We start from the raw sequence: 390 nt of genomic DNA, 5'->3' as shown, positions 1-390 counted from the left end.
TAACATTGGTGTTCGGAACAACTGCCGACCACCAGGGAACAAAATTTCTGGTTTAATCGATCGGCGGAATCCATGCCCAAATCTACTTATTGGACTAAAAAGAGAATTGTTTGGTAATAAATCAGTCCTGTGATGTGGATTGGCATAATAGTCACCACTTAAATCTGAGTGTAATGCCCCAACAGTAATAGAATTGATCGATTCCGCCGGAGACAAAATCCGCCTCCTTGATACATATTCTTGGATAGTTTGCAGAGTATGCTCCACTTTCTTTTCAGGAGTGAGTCCTCGAAACTCTGGCACGCCAATGCCAATATCAATATTCTCTACGTAGTTGCCAGCACTCACACAGAATAAAACCCGGTACTTCCACGACAACCAGTCCAGCAA

At 43.1% G+C, this 390-nt stretch carries 1 protein-coding gene; it reads right to left on the bottom strand.

Going from position 1 to position 390, the window contains the following annotated elements; genetic code table 11:
- A partial coding sequence (locus CBF90_RS16910; RefSeq protein WP_197690614.1) for a S8 family serine peptidase occupies window positions 1–348 on the bottom strand: 348 nt, incomplete at its 3' end.
- Window positions 349–390 lie beyond the last annotated feature (42 nt).

The organism is Microbacterium sp. AISO3, from assembly GCF_002204305.1.
In the GTDB taxonomy this organism is placed as follows: Bacteria; Actinomycetota; Actinomycetes; order Actinomycetales; family Microbacteriaceae; genus Microbacterium; species Microbacterium arborescens.
The sequence above is the reverse complement of the archived record's forward strand: the minus strand, read 5'-3'. Positions and strand labels throughout refer to the sequence as shown.